This is a genomic window from Carnobacterium funditum DSM 5970, from assembly GCF_000744185.1.
Classification (GTDB): Bacteria; Bacillota; Bacilli; order Lactobacillales; family Carnobacteriaceae; genus Carnobacterium_A; species Carnobacterium_A funditum.
Genome location: NZ_JQLL01000001.1, coordinates 2,201,741 through 2,217,114, shown reverse-complemented (window position 1 = coordinate 2,217,114; position 15,374 = coordinate 2,201,741). Strand labels below are relative to the sequence as shown.

Here is a 15,374-nt window from a genome sequence, read left to right as displayed (position 1 = left end):
ACAGAGCGCTCCGCATCTTTACTTGATTAATTTATTCTCTTTTAGGTAGTCTTGTGCTACTTTTTGTGGATCTTTGTTGTTTACATTGACTTCGTAGTTCATTTGGCGCATTTCATCGTCGGTTACTTGTCCGCTTAATGTGTTTAATACTTCCTCTAGTTCGGGGTGTTTTTCTAATGTTTTATCTAACATTAGCGGCGCTCCTTGATAGGGTGGAAATAGACCTTCATCGTCTTCTAGAACCACTAGTTCATATTCTTCTAATTCACTATCTGTTGAATAGGCATCTAAAAGATTGATATCACCTGTTTCGATAGCTTGATAACGCAATTTAGGTTCCATTGTTCTTAAGTTGTCAAAAGTCACCCCATATAGTTCTTGAATACCTAAATAGCCGTCTTGGCGATCTGCAAATTCAAGTGTAAACCCAACTTTAACTTTATCTGATACACCTTTCAAATCAGACATTTTCTCTAAATTGTATTCTTTTGCTAAGCCTGAGGTTACAGCTAAAGTATAGGTGTTATTGAACTCCATCGGTTCAAGTAATGTCATATCGTATTGCTCTGCCAAGCCTTCACGAGCTTGTTCGTATACTTCTTTTTCGTTTGTTGATTTTGCCTCTTCATTTAAGAAAGTAGCTAATATTGTTCCTGTAAATTCCGGATAGATATCAATATCTCCTGATTCTAAAGCATTAAAAACGAACGTTGTTTTACCCATATTGGGTTTTAACTTAACTGAAAGATCCGTTTGGTCTTCAATCAGTTCTTTGTACATATTCATGATAATTTCTGGTTCTGATCCTAATTTCCCAGCAATTGTAATTTCTTTATCTTGTCCTGTAATCAATGGGATAATCAAAATTCCTATCATGATTACTGTTATTGTTCCAAGTACCACTAGAGTCTTTTTGAAAGAAATCTTTTCAAAGTAACTTAGTAAATAATCAAACCCAACTGCTAGCATAGCAGCAGGAATAGCGCCTAATAAGATTAAATAATTGTTGCCTCGATCGATACCTAATAAGATTAAACTCCCAAGTCCACCTGCACCAATTAGAGCCGCAATGGTTGCTGTACCAATAATCAATACCATCGCATTTCTAATTCCTGCCATTATAATTGGCATAGCAAGTGGCATTTCTACTTTAATTAACTTTCTAAATCGGTCCATCCCCATTGCATCTGCTGCTTCAACCAAGGAAGGATCAATCTCTGTTAGTCCCGTATACGTGTTTCTAAGTATCGGCAATAACGCATAAATGACTAACGCGATAACTGCTGGTACTTTTCCAATTCCTACTAAAGGAATCATTAAACCTAACAGAGCTAATGACGGAATGGTCTGAAAGATAGCTGTCACCTGAATAATCGGGCTAGCTAACTTTTTATGATGGGTCAAAAATATGGCTAACGGAATAGCGATGACTACGGCAATCAATAAGGAGATAAAAGACAATTGAATGTGCTCTATTAAGGCAGTCCATAATAATTCTTTGCGATTTTGGAAAGTAGCTATTAATTCATTCATTCAGCTTCACCTCGGTTTTCAATAGTCGTTGCTAAATAAGACATCAATTGTTGATTTGTTATTTTTCCAACAGCTTTTTCCTCTTTGTCTTTAACGAAAACAGTATCATCTTTTGACAGTGCAATAATCAGTTGATCTACTGTATCTTTTGTCCTCAAAACGATTCCCATATTTTCTCCATGACTTGCTGGCAGTATGTATCCAGCTTCAATAAGTTGTTGAATGGTTTGGGTTTCAACTTTTTCAACATTCCCTGACTTTAAGAAGTTTCTGACAAAATCATTTTTAGGGTGACTAATTATTTCTTCAGGAGTTCCTAATTGGACTATTTCCCCTTTATCTATCAAAGCAATACGGCTGCCTAACGACATAGCTTCTTGCATATCATGCGTTACAAAAACAATCGTTTTTTCCCATTTTTTATGCATCTCGGTTACATCTTCTTGTAGATTATGGCGACTAACTGGATCTAACGCACTAAAAGGTTCGTCCATTAAGATAATATCAGGATCCGCTGCGAAGGCTCTTAAAACACCAATTCGTTGTTGCTCTCCTCCTGATAATTCAGATGTTTTTCTGTTGCGGTAACTTTTTGCGTCTAATCCAACACTTTCAAGCAATTCCGTTACTCGATTATGCATCTTATCTTTTGACCATTTTTTCATTTCTGGTACGGTTATAATATTTTCTTCTACAGTCATATTGGGAAATAAAGCAATTTGTTGCAACACATACCCCATATTCCAACGCAATTCTTGAATGTTGTATTCACTAATAGGTTTGTCCCTAACATAGATATATCCAGAGTTTAGCGAAATTAAACGATTAATCATTTTTAGCAATGTCGTCTTTCCACATCCACTAGGACCAATTAAAACAAAAAATTCCCCGTCTTTAATTTCTAAGTTTAAGTTAGAAATAACAGGATTTCCTGGTATATATTCCTTTGATACGTCTTTAAATTTTATCATCTTCATTCTCCTAGTATTTATTTTCTCTTTCTATTAGAGCTTTCCATCCCATACATATCCTTTATTTAGAAGTTTGTATTGTTGAAGCATTGTCGTTTTATTGAAAACAACGCCCAACAAGGAGCCACCATAGACCGCACCGCCATCGATACCAATCTTATTATCTTGTACCCATATGTCGGTTGTCTTGTTATCTCCGTAAAGTGAAGGAGTGATGGTATGACCAAAAACAATTGTTTTGCCTGTTTTATTTTTCATTGAATGAAATGGTTCTCGAATCCAGACAAAATCTCTTGGAATTGTTTGCTTCCAATCTTTTTTAGATAAATCCACTCCAGCATGAACAAAAACAAAATTCCCCCACTCATAATATAAGGGTAAATTCTTTAATCTTTGTTTCAATGTTGGGTAACGACTGGTGATTAGCATCGCCATCTCGGTTGGGGAATATTCATCGGCTAAACCGCCATGAAGGAACGTTTCGAGTGTTTTCATTCCACCATTCATTCGATATAAATCGTAATTTTTTTCTGGATTTTCTAAAAATTTCAAAAGCATTTCTTCATGGTTTCCCATAATCCAAATAGCTCCTTTTTCCTTAACTAGTTCATCTGCTAAAACAAAACAGGCTTTTGGATTTTCTCCTCTATCACCCAGATCTCCAATCAACAGCAGTTGTTGCGTAGCTTCATCCCAATGTATCAGCATTTCTTTAAATAGCGTGATTTGACCATGAACATCTCCTATGGCAAATAATTCTGTCTTCATAAAAATCCTCCTTATTTCCCAACACCAAGATTTTGTTGAGCAGATTACTTTTTAATTTCTCTCCCTAACTATACACGTTTTCTTAAAAAAACTGAATGATATGCTCATGTAATCCTCATATCTATCTCCTTTTAGTCTCAAGATCACTTACTAGACAGAATTTGAGGAAACAAGTAAAATTAATAGATGACAGTTTGTTCTATTTGTCGTATACCCTTTAATTTTTCCCAATAGAGAAAGGATGGACCAACTTATGAATACAAAAAAAATTGTAGGACTGATTGTTATAATCGCTCTTGTTATTTTCATTGGATACAGTATTTTTAATTCTTCAGATAAAGGAAACAGCCTTTCCGTTCGAACAGCTTTAGTTGGTAAAGAAACCATTGTTGAGACACTTTCAACTACCGGCATATTAAAAGCTAGTCAGACACAAGAAGTCATTGGTCAAGGACTTGTTTCAGAAGTGGCTGTTGAAGTGGGTGACCAAGTTGAAGAAAATGATCGCTTAGTTCTTTACCAAGATGGAACAGAAAAAAGAGCTGATTTTAAAGGAACTATCACAACTGTAAACCTTTCTCCTGATGAGATTGATTTAAGTATGCAAACTGGTGAGTCAGCTATTGCACTGGCTGATTTAACAAACTTAACTGTTTCGATTCAATTAACCAAATCAGATGCTCCTCGTGTAGAAAAAGAACAATCCGTAACATTGACTAGCGGTTCAAAGACTTATCAAGGTAAAGTTACTCAAATTGATCCAATTGCTAAGATAACTAGCAACCAGTTTGGCAATACCGCTGCTTTGTCTGCAACTATTTCCTTCAACGAGGCTCCAAAAGGTCTTTTTGCAGGATTTGATATTGATACTGAAATTGTCACTGATACAGCAAAAAATGTTCTTTCTTTACCCATCGAAGCTTTGCTTTATAATGTAAAAAACAAACCTTATGTTTACATTGTTAAAGACGGAACAGCTAAAGCGCAATTAATCGAGATAGGTACCCAATCCGATACTGCTGTGGAAGTTAAAAGTGGATTAACTACCGATCAAACGGTTATTTTATCGCCTGATGAAAAAATAAAAGATGGTATAGAAGTTTCAAAAAAATAGAAAGTCGGGGATAATATGATTGAATTAAAAAATATCGTCAAGACTTATCGAACCGGTGATGAATCTCTTGTTGCACTAGATGATGTCACGTTATCTATCGCAGATGGTGAATTTACTGCCGTAATGGGGCCAAGTGGTTCTGGTAAATCAACTTTAATGAATATTTTAGGCTTACTAGATCAATTTGATTCTGGCACGTATTATTTAAATGGTGTAGATGTTAGTGAACTGAGTGATAACGAAGGAGCGCATGTTCGTAATAAAGAGATTGGCTTTATTTTTCAGTCGTTTAATTTGATGCCGCGTATGACTATCTTAGAAAATGTTGAATTGCCAATGGTTTATGCTGGTATCCCTGCTAAAGAACGAAAAAAAAGAGCTTTAAAGGCTTTAGAACGAGTTGGCTTAGCTGATCGCGTCAAGCATCGACCTAATGAAATATCAGGTGGACAAAAGCAACGGGTAGCGATTGCTCGTGCCATTGTTAACAATCCTTCAGTCTTAATGGCCGATGAACCTACTGGCAACTTAGATTCTAAAACAGCTATTGATATCTTACGAATATTTCAAGAACTAAATGCAGAAGGAACGACTATTTTGATGGTTACTCACGAACATGAAGTAGCTATTTATACTAAAAGAATTCTTTCATTTTTTGATGGAGCTCTTAAAAAGGATCACCTTCAGACACCAGAGATCATATAGAAAGGAGTAGGTCTTTTGAATATCAAAGAAAATTTTAAAATGGCCATTGACAGTATCTTAGCCAACAAATTGCGTTCATTTTTGACTATGCTAGGTATTATTATTGGAATTGCGGCTGTAATTGCTATTCTTGCCGTTGGCAATGGAGCTACTTCTAAAATCACAGACACATTTGATGATTTAGGGGCCTCAACTATTTCTGTTTCTTTAAGTGAAGAAGCTTCCCCAAGTGATGCATTTACTGATGACGATATCCGAGCCTTAAAAGCAGCTATTTCTGATATTACTTATATTTCTCCTGATAAAACCATTCAAGCTTCTGCTGAATCTGAATTTGATAAACGATCGGCTTTAGTATTAAGTGGAACACCAGATATGCAATATACAACTCAAGCAATGGAGAGCACACTTGTTTATGGTCGATATTTTAATCAAACAGATTATCAAGATGGTAAAAATGTCGTCGTAATAAGTGAAGATACGTCAAAAGCTTTATTCAATAACCGAATTAATGTAGTGGGTGAAAAACTCTTACTTTCAGGAAACACCGGAAATAGTATTCGTTTACGAGTAGTTGGTGTTGTAAAGGGTACATTTGATAATCTACAAGGTGCTTTTGACATTAGCCAAATCCCTGTCTATCTAGCTATACCTCTGACTACGATGGGCAATTTAAATCCGGATCTAACGACCATTGATAGTTTAACAGTCCAAGTAACGGATAAAAATGCGATTGACTCCGTTTCAAAGCAAATGGTTCGTTTATTGGAAACAAGACACAACTCTTTAGGAAAAGATTACTATACAGCTACTAATTTTTTACAGGCTTTGGACCAAGTTAATTCCGTTTTGAGTTTATTTGTTAATTTTATTGCTGCTGTTGCTGCAATAGCTTTATTGGTTGGTGGTATCGGGGTAATGAATATCATGTTGGTTTCTGTCACTGAACGAACGCGAGAAATTGGTACGCGTAAAGCGCTTGGGGCAACAACTGGTACAATATTGATGCAGTTTTTAATGGAGTCCATTGTTTTAAGTTTAATCGGTGGCATTATTGGTCTCATTTTAGGTATACTCTTAGCCTTCGGGGTGGGTGGGGCACTAGATATTGTCCCAAGTATCACTATTACCGCTGTAGCCTTAGTGTTGCTTTTTTCAACTGCAGTAGGCGTCTTTTTTGGGATTTATCCTGCTAGAAAAGCAGCCAAACTTGATCCAATTGAAGCACTCAGATACGAATAAATTGCCCGAAAAAAATACACCCTCCTTTTATAATAAAAGAGGGCTGTATTTTTTTAATTAGATATCTGATTTAATAATAGCTTCATCATCATTAAATACCGATTCATCAAAACGATTGACTCGTTTTGATGAGATGATTCCTGCTAGCATACTATCATTAACGTTCAACAATGTGCGTGCCATATCAATTACAGGTTCAACAGAAATAACTAAACCAACAATAGCGACAGGAAGGTCCAATGCACCTAAAACAATTAATGCTGCAAAAGTTGCTCCACCGCCAACACCAGCAACACCAAATGAACTAATGGTTACCACCGCTATAATAGTTAAAATGTAAGTTGGACTAAAGATATCGATTCCAACTGAAGGAGCTACAATAGCTGCTAACATGGCAGGATAAACACCCGCACAGCCATTTTGTCCGATAGATACACCAAATGTTCCTGAGAAGTTAGCTGAAGCTTCATCTACTCCCAAAGCTTTAGTTTGAGCTTCTATGTTCAATGGCAATGTTCCTGCACTTGAACGAGATGTAAATGCAAAACTTAGAACCGTCCAAGTTTTTTTCAGGTATTGAATTGGATTAACTTTGTAACCAAGCAAAATTAACATGTGGATTAAGAACATAGCAATAATCGCTGTATAAGAAGCTAAGACGAATTTCCCTAAATTTACTAACGCATTAAAATCACTTGTTGCTAGTGCTTTTGTCATTAAAGCAAAAACCCCATAAGGAGTTAACCTTAAGACTAGTGTCACAATACGCATCACAATAGCATATAAACTCTTAATCATTTTTTCAAAGAAAGCTCCTTCTTCCGGACTCTTTCGGATAACTCCTAAATAGGCTACTCCCACAAATGCAGAAAAAATAACTACCGCAATCGTACTCGTTGAACGAGTGTTAGATAAATCTGCAAAAACGTTGGCTGGAATAAAATTCACTATCTGTTCTGGTAACGATAAATCAGCAACCATTTCTTTGCGTTCATCTAGCGCTGCAATCTGAGTTGTTTCAGCAGCTCCTTGAACAAATTCGGCACCGTCTAGATTGAAAAGCATCACACTTCCAATCCCAACCAATGCGGCAATTGCCGTTGTTGCTAGTAACGTTGTTAATACTGTAACACTAATCTTACCTAAATCTCTGGTTCCTTCAATTTTCGTGAACGCACCAACAATTGAAACAAAGATTAACGGCATGATTAACATTTGTAATAGACGCACATACCCAGTCCCAACAATATTAATCCATTCGATAGCACCGATGGTTACTTCTCCAGTCGCTCCAAAAAGAACTTGAAGAATTCCTCCAAAAATGATACCTGAACCTAACGCGATAAAAACACGCGTTGAAAATTTAATGTGTTTCTTTTGTAGGTGCCAAAAACTATAAATGACTGCTACAAATAAAAGTAGTGCAATAACAATATAAAGATTTGTCATGATAATCCTCCCTTTATTTTGCCTTCCATGACTTGGAAAGCCAGTGTATCATAAGATTAAAGGTCCCAGACGAACATTTTCCCCGAACGAACGCCCTAAATATGAGGTATAATGATTCAAATTTAGTGATTCCTTATTTTACTTTATTTTAGTAAGAAGTTCAACAGAAAAGATTGGAATTTTTTGAGCAAATAAAAAAGCATACAACAGACAAATAAAAAAGAGTTGAATTGAGTCAAAAAAACTCAATAAAACTCTTTTTTTATTACTATCTAAACTATTTGTTTTTTCTATAAAAAGTACGAATTCCTAATTTAATTATTTCTACTATTGGAATAATCGAGAATGATGCTCCTAGAACTAACAACCATTGTTGTGCGTTTAAATGGCTTACCTTAAAAGCCTCATTCAAGCCAGGAACTAATACCACCACAGCTAATAGCGATCCTGAAACTAGGATTGATAAGTTAAACATTTTGTTTTTAAAGAAACCCACTGTAAAAAGAGATTTCTCAACTGATTTCACGTTAAATGCGTGGAATAACTGTAACATACCTAACGTTACAAAAGCCATCGTCAACGCATCGCTATGAATCAGTTCGTTGTTCCCAGCGTGTACAGGATTAGTTGTTGCCCACCAATAAACAAATAAGGTGATTCCACCCTCAAGAATTCCTTGATAAATGATACTACCCAAGACACCGTTAGAAAAGAATGTTGCTTTTTCTCCACGAGGTGGTTGCTCCATACTATCCTTTTCTGCAGGCTCTAATCCTAAAGCAATAGCTGGAAATGTGTCCGTTATTAAGTTAATCCATAGAATATGCACTGGTGCTAGAATACTCCACCCAAGAAGAGTTGCGATAAACAAGGTTAATACCTCACCTAAGTTTGCAGACAATAGATACTGAATAGATTTTTGAATATTTGAAAAAACTTTTCGTCCTTCTTCTACAGCAACTACAATCGTTGAGAAGTTATCATCAGCTAAGATCATGTCACTTGCGCCTTTTGATACTTCAGTACCCGTAATTCCCATTCCTACACCTATATCTGCTGTTTTTAAGGCTGGCGCATCATTTACTCCATCACCTGTCATAGCCACAATTTTACCGGCTTTTTTCCATGCTTTAACGATTCGAACTTTATGTTGCGGAGAAACACGAGCATAGACAGAAAAGTCTTTTACTCTAGTTGAAAAGTCTTCATCGCTGATTTCATCTAGTTCAGCACCAGTGATTACTCCACCCATTTGTGTTTCTTCTAAAATCCCTAACCTCCTAGCAATCGCTTCTGCTGTATCACGGTGATCGCCGGTTATCATAACTGACCGTATGCCCGCCTTACGTGCAACTAGAACAGCACCCTTAGCTTCTTCTCTTTCTGGATCAATCATACCAATTAACCCTGAAAAGATTAAATCTTGTTCCACCTTTTCTGAACTCATATCATCTGGTTTATTAGCTACTACTTTATATGCTGTAGCTAAGACACGTAACGCTTGAGTTGCTAATTCATGGTTGATTTCTAAAATAGTTTTCTTTGTTGCTTCATCTAATCTTTCAGTCTCCCCATTCTCACTGTAGCTAGTACATCTTTTTATTAATTCATCCGGCGCACCTTTGACAGCAATTAAAAAGTGACCATCTGATTGTTCATGAACAGTAGACATCAGCTTTCGTTTTGAGTCAAATGGAATTTCAGCTACACGAGGTTCTTTAGCCAACACTTCAGAAACGTTTATTTTTTTATCCAAAGCAAATTGAATCAATGCTGTTTCGGTAGGATCCCCGATTAAGGTACCATCCCCTGATAGTTGAGTATCATTTGCATAAATCATTGAACGTAAAACCGGCGAATCAGCATCGATAGGCGCATCGCTGTCTTGAAGCTGACCATTAATATACATTTTTTCAACAGTCATTTGATTCATTGTCAATGTTCCAGTTTTATCAGAACAGATGATATCTGTACTGCCCAATGTCTCAACAGCTGGTAATTTACGGACAAGAGCTTTTCTTTTTGCCATTTTTTGTGTCCCTAGTGCTAGAATGATTGTCACAATAGCAGGTAATCCTTCAGGAATAGCTGCTACAGCTAACGAAATAGAGGTTAACAGCATATCAAGCCAACCGCGGCCATTTAATAATCCTACAACGAATATAATAACGGCAATAATTAAGATAGCAACAGTTAAATATTTGCCTAAACGATTTAAATTTTTTTGGAGTGGAGTCATCGTTTCATCTGTCGAGGCAAGCATTTTAGCAATACCTCCTACTTCTGTGTTCATCCCCGTTCCTACAACAATACCTTCGCCACGGCCATATGTAACATTACTGTTCATAAATGCCATATTTGTTCGGTCTCCAATTCCTGCTTTAGCATCTTCAATAATCGTTAAATCCTTGTCTACTGGAACCGATTCTCCAGTCAATCCAGACTCTTCTATTTGCAAAGAGGCTACTTCTATCAAACGCAAATCCGCTGGTACGATATTTCCTGCTTCCAACAAGACGACATCTCCAACAACAAGTTGGTCGCTTTTCAATGAAACTACTGTTCCATCACGTTTCACATGTGCTTCAGGCGAGGACATTTCCCTTAAGGCATTGATGGCTTCCTCTGCTTTCGCTTCTTGAAACACTCCTAAAATGGCATTTAAAATAACTACCACAAGGATAATAATAGAGTCTGTTATATCTCCAAAAATACCTGATATTACAGCTGCAGCTAATAAAACAATAATCATAAAATCTTTAAACTGTTCAAGAAATTTCACTAGTAAACTTTTACTTTTGCCTTTATTTAATTGGTTGGGTCCATATTCTGCCATTCTTTTTTCTGCTTCTGTTGACATCAAACCCTTTTCAGATGATTGAACTTGTTCAAAAACAGCTGTTTCATCTAACGTAAAAAAAGCCTTATTCTGTTGTTCACTATTGTCCATAGTTTCATCTTCCTTTCATAGGTAAAGATTTTTTACTTCTATCACTCATTAAATTAATTATATCTTTCTATAATAAGCAAAGCAAAGATTTAAGCAAAACGAGAGGTTTATTTTTTAAGGTTCCTAATTAGAGGCCCCATTCACCATTTTTTTCCGGTTGGTAACGTGCGCTAACTAAATCTACTTTCCCACTATCTATTAACCTAATTCCTTCAGTTTCTAATTTTTCTTTTTGGGTAAACTTCCCTTCTTCATCTTTTAATCCAATTTCACCTTTAGCATTTATGATACGGTGCCAAGGAATGTCATATTTTTTACTCATAGAATGCAAAATCCGAACAATTTGTCTTGCACCTCTTTTGTTTCCAGCAACCTCGGCGACTTGTCCGTATGTCATGACCTTACCAGCTGGAATACTTTTCATTATCCTTATCGCCTTTTCAGTAAATGGTGTCATCTTTTCCCCTTCTTTCGCTATAAAAAAAAGCACTTCCTATTCCTCTCAGTGTAACAGGTCCTGAAAGAAATGGAGGTGTTTTATTTTTTTGTGTTTAAAAGATTTCTTCCTTGCAGCACTAAACGAAAAGCATCCACTTGTCTCCAGTATGATGCTGAAAGACGAGTGGATGCTTTAGAAAGAGATTAGATAAACGCTAAGACAATAAAGTTTAGGATAAATAATCCAGTTGAAATCCATAAAACTGGATTAATTTCATTTGCTTTCCTTTTTGCAACTTTTACAATCACATAAAAGATAAAACCAGCAGCAATTCCGTAAGAAATGCTAAAAGCTAATCCCATAAAAACTGAAGTGAAAAATGCTGGGATAGCTTCTTCTAAATCATTCCATTTTATTTCAAGGAGTGAAGACATCATCATGATACCAACAATGATTAACGAAGCGGCTGTTGCTTGTATCGGCACGATAGCAATAAAGGATGAAAACAGGCTAGATGATAGGAATAAAATTGCTACTACCACGCTTGTTAGACCCGTTCGACCGCCTGCTCCAATTCCAGCAGCACTCTCGACAAAAGTCGTTGTGTTTGATGTACCAAAGATGGCTCCAACTGATGTTGCAATTGCATCCGCAAACAAGGCTTTATCCATTTTAGATTTCACTCCTGATCCATTTTCTAATGCATCTTCATCCTCGGTAGTAAAGATACCAGTCTTACGGCCTGTTCCAATAAAGGTTCCAATTGTATCAAAAATATCAGATAAACTAAAAGCAAAGATTGTCATTAAAACTAATGGCAATCGAGTAGCATCAGAGAATAACGAGACCATTCCTTTTGCTCCGAATGCTGCACCAAATGTGATTTCTAATTCGGAAATAGCATTGCCTAAAGAATTGTCAGGATTTGAGAGCGCAGATAAATCAACGATACCCATTGGAATACCGATTAGAGTCGTCGCAATAATACCAATCAAAATGGCTCCACGAACATTTAAAACGACAAGTACTACTGTAATAATGAGCCCCATCAACGCCAACAACGTTCCTTTATCGGTAAAGTTTACCAAACCAGGGATAATGCCGCCATCAGTTACTACACTAGCAATTCCCCCTGTATACGTTGCTTCTGTAGCATTAAAAGCATTATTATTAATCGATTGGATATTTTGACTTTCTGACGTGAACTTTAAAAAACCAGAATTTTTGATTCCGATGTAAGCAACAAATATTCCAATTCCTCCACCAATTGCATGTTGAATTAATTCAGGAATAGATTTAATAATCAATTTTCTTATTTTTGTTACGGTTATTAAAATATTAAAAACACCACAAATAAAAACCATTGCTAATGCTTCTTGCCATGTAAAACCTAAGCCAAAAACAACTGTATACGTAAAGAATGCATTCAGTCCCATTCCAGGCGCTTGTGCATAAGGGACATTTGCAAACAGTCCCATAACTAACGTTCCTATTGCTGAGGCAATCAAAGTAGCAAGAAAAACGGCTTGTGAAGGCATCCCTGTTAACGATAGTATTGCAGGGTTGACGAATATGATATAAGACATTGCAAAAAATGTTGTTATTCCAGCTAGGACCTCGGTTGTGACTGTTGTTCCATTTTCTTTCAGCTTAAAAAAATTCTCCACTTTTTATTCCCACCTTATTTATATTCGCAAAGAAGTACAAGAAAGCATTCTTTTTCTAAAAATATAAGCAACGGAATAAAGTTAAAACCTATTTTGTGGTTTACTCCTACTCAAAGTAATGTAAACACAAAAAAACAGTTGGTTCTCCACCAACCGCATAATCCTAACTATTTTGGGACAGCAAAAAAACTGCTTTCCCCTAATAGTCGGATCATTTACGGTGTCCGGTAGAAACTTAAAGCCCATATCGCTTAATTATATTAGAGTGTATTTCTTCGTCTTCACTTATTATAAAATAAAATTTCTTCAATTACAATATAATAATTAACAATATCAATAGTTATGTTTTTATCGTTCGTGTTTAATCCAGAGACAGCTAGTCTATAACCTATGTAATTAGACAACTAACTATACAGAGAGCCACTTTCTAACTGACGAAAAATTGGTACTTACAATTAAAGTCTTCTTAAATCAGTTATACTAAATAAAAAAATTATAACTTTTCTTGAAATTTACTAAATGTCTGTAGAGCAACTACTTTTCTTGAAATCGATTAAAATGGGTTTACTTCCTACGTTAACTTCTATTTCGCATTCTAAGATATTTGAAAAATAAATGAACAGCTTACGACTATTGCTACTGCATCCGAATAAGATGCGACCAACTATCGGGTATAATTAAATAACCGTTATAGAAAAGAAAAAAAGAACAGTTAGGCATCTATTTTCTGAGTTTGTACTCTAAAACGCCAGTTCAAAAATAGTGATAAAAAATGCTATCCATGATTCAGGAATAACCCTTTATTTATGCATTTATTAAGAATAATTTCTCATCTATTTCATTCTATTCTAAAAAGTTATCCACTACTTTTTGTGGATAACTACAGTTTATATGGATTATCATTCTTTGAATCGGCTGTGATAGCTAGTTTCATAAAATCCATCCCTACTTATTAACAAGTTGTGCACAAAGTTATCAACAAGTTGTGTATAACTACTTGTTTTGTTTTTTTATTCAGCAATTTCTTTTTTATTGAAAATCCTAATTTCTCCTTTCTTATTTCTCTACTTTATAACAAACAGATGGAATAACCCTATAAAAAGGGCAAGAGTGCACTGGAATAACATTAAATAAAAGGATATAATCGGTTAGACGAAGATAAAATTCAAAGATTCAGTCTTGTTTACGCTCGCCATAAGGAAGCATTAGGCGACTTTTTCTAACTTTGCAATGGAAAATAGTGTCGCTATTAAAAAAAGTCAAGAGAATTATTCCGTTACGTTAACATTTACAAATAGAATTGGCTAATCGCAAAAAAAAATGAGACACTCCTATTCTAAGTAAAAAATAGGAGTGTCTCATAACATGTTTAGAGCATTCTTCATGAATTGGACGTCGAGTTTGCTTTTTGGGACACGTTCTACAATAAAAATCTTGATCTGTTAAAGAAGCTGGAACGTTATGTCCTAGCCTCTCCCGTTTGCCAATTGCATGACTTTCGTTCAATAATTTCATGTGGCAGAATAACTTTTATAGCCAACGTTTGTTTGCCTTCGATAAAATCTACCAGTTTTTCTACAACTTGCTCACTTAAATAAGTAACATGTAAATCAATCGATGTCAGCGTTGGTTGCACCATCTCTGTAAAAATAGAATTATTAAAACTGATGATGGATACATCTTCAGGTATACTCAAGTTGATTTCTTTAAGCAAATAAATCAATTCCATTGCAATCAGATCATCCCCCGCAACAATAGCTGTTGGAGGGTTTTCTGAAGAAAACAGCTTTCTAACTTGTTCTTCTAGACCGTTATTTTTTGTTTGTCCTTGTATGATATATTTTGGATTCATTTCAATTTTTGCTAGCATTAGAGCTTGTTTATACCCAGCCAGTCGTTCTTTAGACATCATTTGGTCGAATTTTTTATCTATATAAGCTATTTTTTCATGTTTTAAAGCCAATAAATAATCTGTTGCATCTTTGCCGGCTAATTGATTATCATTGTCAACATACACAATCTCATTTTCATACTCATATGGCTTGCCAATCATAGCGTAGAATAATTTTTCTCGGTGTAAATAATCAATTACTCTATCCTTTTTTTTAGAGTAAAGGACAATAAAACCATCTGCTCGACCACCTTTAGCCATCGTTTGAATACTTTCAAGTAATTCTTCTTCTGTTGTTCCTGAAGCCAATGCCACCATATATTTTTTTTCATTACAAGCTTTACTAATCCCACGAATCATTTCTAGAAAAAAAGGGTTTTTAAAGACTGACCCATCAGAAACAGGCAAAATAACACCGATAGTCCTCATGTTTTTATTCACTAGGCCTCGCGCCGCTAAATTTGGTTGATAACCTAGCTCTTTCATTACTGAACGAACCTTCTTTTTAGTTTTCTCACTGATACTTGAATGATCTTGAATTGTACGTGAAACAGTCGAGGTCGCTACACCTGCTTTTTTTGCAACATCTTTGATTGTAATGGCCAAAAAATCCACTTCCTTATTGTTGATCATTGCTTTCTCTTA

10 protein-coding genes, 2 pseudogenes and 1 riboswitch are annotated in these 15,374 nt (G+C 35.7%); of the genes and pseudogenes, 4 read left to right on the top strand and 8 right to left on the bottom strand.

Features of this window, described 5'->3' with window-relative positions:
• Window positions 1-18: 18 nt before the first annotated feature.
• The 3 genes from BR44_RS10355 to BR44_RS10345 are packed head-to-tail and all read right to left on the bottom strand — an operon-like array spanning window position 19 to window position 3,272.
• Entirely contained in the window at window positions 19-1,533 is a 1,515-nt protein-coding gene (locus BR44_RS10355; RefSeq protein WP_034552526.1) for an ABC transporter permease/substrate-binding protein, read from the bottom strand.
• Window positions 1,530-2,504, bottom strand: a complete 975-nt coding sequence (locus tag BR44_RS10350; RefSeq protein WP_034552524.1) for an ABC transporter ATP-binding protein — start codon at window positions 2,502-2,504, stop codon at window positions 1,530-1,532. Before BR44_RS10350 ends, BR44_RS10355 begins: the two co-directional genes overlap by 4 nt.
• A gap of 33 nt (window positions 2,505-2,537) precedes the next feature.
• The gene (locus BR44_RS10345; RefSeq protein ID WP_034552522.1) at window positions 2,538-3,272 is read right to left on the bottom strand and encodes a metallophosphoesterase; all 735 of its coding nucleotides are present in this window, start codon (window positions 3,270-3,272) and stop codon (window positions 2,538-2,540) included.
• A 253-nt stretch (window positions 3,273-3,525) separates the two neighbouring features.
• Between BR44_RS10345 and BR44_RS10340 the strand changes: the two genes are divergently transcribed.
• The 4 genes and pseudogenes from BR44_RS10340 to BR44_RS12235 all read left to right on the top strand — a co-directional run.
• Window positions 3,526-4,386 carry an efflux RND transporter periplasmic adaptor subunit gene (locus tag BR44_RS10340; protein WP_034552519.1) on the top strand — a complete coding sequence of 287 codons (861 nt, stop codon included), beginning with the start codon at window positions 3,526-3,528 and terminating at the stop codon, window positions 4,384-4,386.
• 15 nt (window positions 4,387-4,401) lie between these two features.
• Window positions 4,402-5,091: an ABC transporter ATP-binding protein gene (locus BR44_RS10335; RefSeq protein WP_034552516.1), complete on the top strand. Its 690-nt coding sequence runs from the start codon at window positions 4,402-4,404 to the stop codon at window positions 5,089-5,091.
• Window positions 5,092-5,130: 39 nt separating this feature from the next.
• A pseudogene (locus BR44_RS12240) lies at window positions 5,131-5,841 on the top strand (ABC transporter permease); the annotation flags it as partial.
• 120 nt (window positions 5,842-5,961) lie between these two features.
• Window positions 5,962-6,333, top strand: a pseudogene (locus BR44_RS12235) (ABC transporter permease); the annotation flags it as partial.
• A 57-nt stretch (window positions 6,334-6,390) separates the two neighbouring features.
• Here the strand turns inward: BR44_RS12235 and BR44_RS10325 are convergent.
• From BR44_RS10325 to BR44_RS10305, 5 genes are all read right to left on the bottom strand, one after another.
• Complete coding sequence (locus BR44_RS10325; RefSeq protein ID WP_034552514.1) at window positions 6,391-7,782, bottom strand: L-cystine transporter; 1,392 nt, start codon at window positions 7,780-7,782, stop codon at window positions 6,391-6,393.
• A gap of 277 nt (window positions 7,783-8,059) precedes the next feature.
• Window positions 8,060-10,732, bottom strand: coding sequence for a cation-translocating P-type ATPase (locus tag BR44_RS10320; RefSeq protein ID WP_034552512.1), 2,673 nt, complete (start codon window positions 10,730-10,732; stop codon window positions 8,060-8,062).
• Between the two features lie 127 nt (window positions 10,733-10,859).
• A complete protein-coding gene (locus BR44_RS10315) occupies window positions 10,860-11,189 on the bottom strand; it encodes an MGMT family protein (RefSeq protein WP_034553297.1) in 330 nt (109 codons plus the stop codon).
• Between the two features lie 185 nt (window positions 11,190-11,374).
• Window positions 11,375-12,838: an NCS2 family permease gene (locus BR44_RS10310; RefSeq protein WP_034552510.1), complete on the bottom strand. Its 1,464-nt coding sequence runs from the start codon at window positions 12,836-12,838 to the stop codon at window positions 11,375-11,377.
• A gap of 183 nt (window positions 12,839-13,021) precedes the next feature.
• Window positions 13,022-13,121, bottom strand: a riboswitch (purine riboswitch).
• A 1,176-nt stretch (window positions 13,122-14,297) separates the two neighbouring features.
• Window positions 14,298-15,335: a LacI family DNA-binding transcriptional regulator gene (locus BR44_RS10305; protein WP_034552508.1), complete on the bottom strand. Its 1,038-nt coding sequence runs from the start codon at window positions 15,333-15,335 to the stop codon at window positions 14,298-14,300.
• Window positions 15,336-15,374 lie beyond the last annotated feature (39 nt).